The following is a 4,598-nucleotide window of genomic DNA, read 5'->3' on the forward strand; positions in this document are numbered from 1 at the left end:
GACCCATTCCTTAATCTTGTGATGATGGGCCTGGTAACCGTGCAATTCCGGTGCCGGGTTAGGGGCGTGCATGGTGACAAGATTTTCAGGGATAGTGCATTCTCGGTATTGTCCTAAAGTTCATTGCACCAAAGAACAACAATGCCCGAATTTGGATCTGTTTGGTTGCGGCGCTGCGGCGCAGAAATCTGCCATCGGTCTGCAGCTTAAGACCGGCGCTACGGTGATTGTTGGTGGACGTGTTCAATTTGCTCCCCGACGCTTCCCCAATCCGAGAGCCTGAACACGCCGGTCGCGGCCGCCTGCGGAGTGGGCAGAACGCGGATCAACGGCGTCTGYGTTGCAAGGACGACGATCCGCCAAACCCGGCGTGCAGTGCGCAGGTGTCTCCGTTGGCAGGGAAATGTCTGTGCGATGTACGAATAGGAGCCGCGAGACTCGGCGTTTGGATCTTATCCGGACGCCGATCACCAGGTTCTGAAGCCGAACCAGCCGAACTGTCCTTGTCGTGCCGCCAGAAGCATCTGCGGCTGGACGTTTCGCCTCGGTCGAGCCGCAACATGCAACATCTTGCGTTGTCGCTTGCGATCGACGGTTTCAGGCGGGCGTGTATCCTGTTTCGGCAGCATCGCGAAAGAATTCGCCACCGCCGGGCTCAGTGGGACGGTAACGGGCGGTTCGGCCACATCCGATGAAGTTGCGACCTCGGTCGCCTCGGCCACGGGCGCAGCGGCGACGATCACCGGCGACTGGGTATCGAAGACAATACGCTCGGGCCATTTGCGATCTGAGTGGATAAGTATGGCCGGCCGGTCCGTAGCCGCCTGATCGACGGTCGGGGCCCTCGGCAGCCAATAATCTGCAACAAAGAGCAGTGCGAGCAACACTGCTCCGACCTTCCAGAAATATGCCGCCAGTGGCATGCCGGTCGCTCCGGTGCGCCCCGAAACATTGACCTGGGCTCTACGTCGTCTGTTACCTGCAGCAAGATGGCCACGAGCTGCTTGATATAGATCAAGCGCGTTCGATCGCTCGCGAACGCGCTCTAACTGCAGCCGGTAATGCGCGCAACTGCCTTCATGTACTTGAGATCAAGTGCGGCGTCACCTCCGTCTGACCGATAGTTGCGAGCGGTCAGGCGATCCGAATTCAAGCAGGTCTCAAGATCGAACCTGATATGCGAGCACCATCCCAGGGCGCTCTTCTCTGCCTCTTCCTTGGAGGGGCCAAACCCCACAAAGGTCTGAACGTGCCCGGCCTCGCCGTCGGCCCTCGATACGAGATTGATTTCTGAGATGTAAAAGGACGAACACTGGGCGGCGCTGGTTCCCTGATTTAGATCAACGTAACCGCGCAGTGCGTCACCATTGTGGAGTGGGGCAACTCGCCTAGGAGATGGCCGATGTTGAAAATAGTAGTTGCCGGAACAACCGCACTCTTCCTTGCTGCATCCCCGATTGCCAACGCGCAAACCTCGCAAACCTCTTCTGCGACTCCGGAACGGTTAAATGCAGCCGACCGGAATACGCTGACGGACATGAGGATTGATCTGGTAAAGGCCGCGTTGCAGCTGACACCTGACCAGGAGAAATACTGGCCCGCTGTAGAGAGCGCCATTCGTGCCAGGGCGGAGGACCGGAAAGCCCGCCTTGCAAAAATCGGAGAAACAGTGGGTAGACGGGCCGACGAAAACCGTGTCGAAGCCCTGCGCAATCGTGACCCTATCACCTTCTTGCAGCGGCGCTCGGAAGCATTGGCTCAACGATCAGCCGATTTGGATAAACTCGCCGAGGCGTGGCAGCCACTCTACAAAACGCTTAATCCCGAACAGAGGCAGCGCATGGCGGCCATCGCGATTCTGGTACTCCACGATATGAGTGATGCCGTAGACCGGCGCCGTGCGCTGTCCGAGGACGAGGACTGAGCCAAAGCAGTTCAATTCGAACCTAATGCATAATGGTCGGAGCATACGCAGCTAACTGACTGTATGCCTAGACGATGTTTGCTAAGGGTCTTGGCTGTAGAAGCACACTTTTGTAGATTAGCCGATAGCAAGCCAAGACCGGCTCGGCCTCAGGCCGCGATCACATAGATCAGCGGCTTGATCCCGACGATGTTGATGACCCGTGTCAGGCCAGAACCGAGAGTGCCATCTCGGCGGCTACTTTTGGGAGCGTTCTAGTGAGGAAGTGGGTCCCTCCCATGCGTGCATTCATCGTGCCGAACGGATGCTCGACTGTCTCGCGACGTTGGCGCATAGCGAGCGGGTTCAGGCATTCAGGCAATAGTGTCCATTGCCCACGATCCGCCTGCTCAACGAAGCGCCTCTCTGCTTCCCCCGCAGAATCACGAGAGAATCATGGCAAAGCAGCAGCGTTTCCACACAGCCAGGGTCACGAGCCGCAATACTTGCGGTGAGCAAAATCAAGTCGGCTCTGCCGCCAACAGCAGACCTCAGCAAGACCTCCCACACTTGTCGCGATGACCCAGGAAAAGACCTCGCTCCGGCAAAGAAAACCGAATATCTCCAGCGCAAGCAACTCTTGGTCGAGCCGAGACTGCGTCATCGCCGTAATACAAATATCCCCCGCTGTTACCATTCTGTCACGGATTTCGACGCTGCTTGTGCCCTAGTATTGAATGCCGTCTAACTTGGGGCCCCGCGGTTCGCGGAGCGCTTTGCAGTAGCCGCCACTGGTTGCAAATGCCGCCCAGAGGTTTGCAATGAGATCAAACAAACCGGGAAGCCGCGTCATCAACTATGCGGCAGCGGTTGCTGCTCTCGTGCTTTGCGCTGATGTTTCGCATGCCGACCAGGGCGGTAGCTCGTTCTGGTTTCCGGGTCAGTTTGCGAGCCTCGTGGCCATGCAGCAGACACCGGGCTGGGCGCTCAGTGTCATCGATTACCATTCCGGCGTCGCCGCAACCGGGGGCGCTGCTGCGGCCAAAGAGATCCTGGCCGGCAAAATCCCCGCGAACGTCAACGTTAATCTAAATCTGAGTCTGAGCGGGCGGGCCGACCTGATCGCCCTTGCGCCATCGTATACTTTCACGACGGCGGTGCTTGGCGGGCAGTTGGTCGTAGGCATGTCCGGCCAGTACGGCAGAGCCGCCACCAGTATCGCCGGAACACTGACAGCGATAGCCGGACCGATTGTGATGACGCGCACCGGAATGCTCGAAGGCTCACTTACCTCCTACGGCGACCTCGCGCCATTCGCGCAACTGCTATGGAGCCATGGCGTCGACAATTACATGGCTTACGTCACGGGYAATATTCCCGTCGGCGACTATGATCCGACGCGGATTCCCAACATCGGGCTCGGGCACGGCGCGATCGACATTGGAGGCGCCTATACCTATTTCGACCCGGCGGCAGGAAACGAAATCTCGGGCGTCGCCGGCCTTACCTACAATTTCAGGAATCCTGATACCCTGTACCGGAGCGGCATCGATTTCCACTTCGACTGGGGCGCATCGCACTACCTCACCAAGCAGCTTTTCCTCGGCATTGTCGGATATGCCTACCAGCAAATCACCGACGATTCCGGCCAGAACCCGATCCTCGGTGGCTTCAGGTCACGCGTTTTCGGTGTCGGTCCGCAAATCGGGTACGGCTTCCCGGTCGCAGACATGCAGGGCTCCCTTAGCCTGAGGGGATACGGCGAATTCGGTGCARCCAACCGTCCGTCAGGATGGAATACCTGGCTGACGTTCACCATTTCCCCGTCCGCGCCTGCCGCCATAGCGCGCACGAAGCATCTGGTTGTGAAATAAACCTCGTGCCAACCGGACGTCGGCTGCGATCGGCTGATGTCTCAAATGGGTCAAAATGCGAAGGACTCAACGTAAGCACGTCGGCCTCGTTGAACGGACCTCAATGAGGCGTGTCACCACTTCGCTGATGGGCCAGACCTGGACTCATCGCCGCAGCAAACGACATGCACGAACCGCAGTGATTTACTCAATCAATCGTCGGCGCGGGCGAGTGATCGAGCACTTTGATCACCGTCTCGTACCTTGTCGGCGCGCATCGCGCTCCGTTAGTAGACACCACGCCGCACGGCACGACGCGTATGGCGGTAATCGCGACGGTCGACACGACGCGCAGTCACGCGGGCGCGCCGATACGTGTAGGCCTGCGCTTGATCAACGCTTAACTCCACGACGCCACGCGATGTAACCTGCGGCGAGACTGGAATCGTCGCCAACACCACTGCCGCAAACAGCAGCCCGACAATTGAGTAAGCCCTCATTGCACCTACTCCTATTATCTACCATGGCCGTCAATGTCGGCCACTGTCACCAGATGTCAATGAATATGTGCAGCGCATCGAGCGACATAGTTTTCGCCAAAGCTTTGCACATGACTGCTCCAGATACTCAGGCCAGCAGGAAAAGGCGTCGAGGGGAATGGTGCACTGCGTTCATGCGCGCTGCACAAATCATGGAATGCTCATGTCTCAATTGGGTCTTGGGTGTGTGCAAACGGATAGGTCGGCACGCGGCCGTGGTCGCCAATCGTTGCAGGCGGCCGATGTCTCGCGTCGGAGCGTCCAATGACTGGCCAAAGTGGGTATCGCGACGCGATATTGCGC

3 protein-coding genes are annotated in these 4,598 nt (G+C 58.3%); 2 read left to right on the plus strand and 1 reads right to left on the minus strand.

Annotated features, from left to right (window positions below):
• Positions 1-467: 467 nt before the first annotated feature.
• The gene (locus AB4Z51_RS44340) at positions 468-923 is read right to left on the minus strand and encodes a hypothetical protein (RefSeq protein ID WP_354076807.1); all 456 of its coding nucleotides are present in this window, start codon (positions 921-923) and stop codon (positions 468-470) included.
• Positions 924-1,402: 479 nt separating this feature from the next.
• On the opposite strand from AB4Z51_RS44340, the gene AB4Z51_RS44345 reads away from it, so the two are divergent.
• Both AB4Z51_RS44345 and AB4Z51_RS44350 read left to right on the plus strand, forming a co-directional pair.
• The gene (locus AB4Z51_RS44345; protein WP_038945733.1) at positions 1,403-1,924 is read left to right on the plus strand and encodes a Spy/CpxP family protein refolding chaperone; all 522 of its coding nucleotides are present in this window, start codon (positions 1,403-1,405) and stop codon (positions 1,922-1,924) included.
• A gap of 800 nt (positions 1,925-2,724) precedes the next feature.
• On the plus strand, positions 2,725-3,777 hold the full coding sequence (locus AB4Z51_RS44350) for a SphA family protein (RefSeq protein WP_441499715.1): 1,053 nt from the start codon (positions 2,725-2,727) through the stop codon (positions 3,775-3,777).
• Positions 3,778-4,598 lie beyond the last annotated feature (821 nt).

It is taken from the genome of Bradyrhizobium sp. 2TAF36, assembly GCF_052114925.1.
Lineage (GTDB): Bacteria > Pseudomonadota > Alphaproteobacteria > Rhizobiales > Xanthobacteraceae > Bradyrhizobium > Bradyrhizobium barranii.

Excerpts from the sequence above, each read along its gene's own strand:
- AB4Z51_RS44345 (WP_038945733.1), top strand. The coding sequence starts at position 1,403 with ATGTTGAAAATAGTAGTTGCCGGAACAACCGCACTCTTCCTTGCTGCA.
- AB4Z51_RS44340 (WP_354076807.1), bottom strand. The coding sequence starts at position 923 with ATGCCACTGGCGGCATATTTCTGGAAGGTCGGAGCAGTGTTGCTCGCA.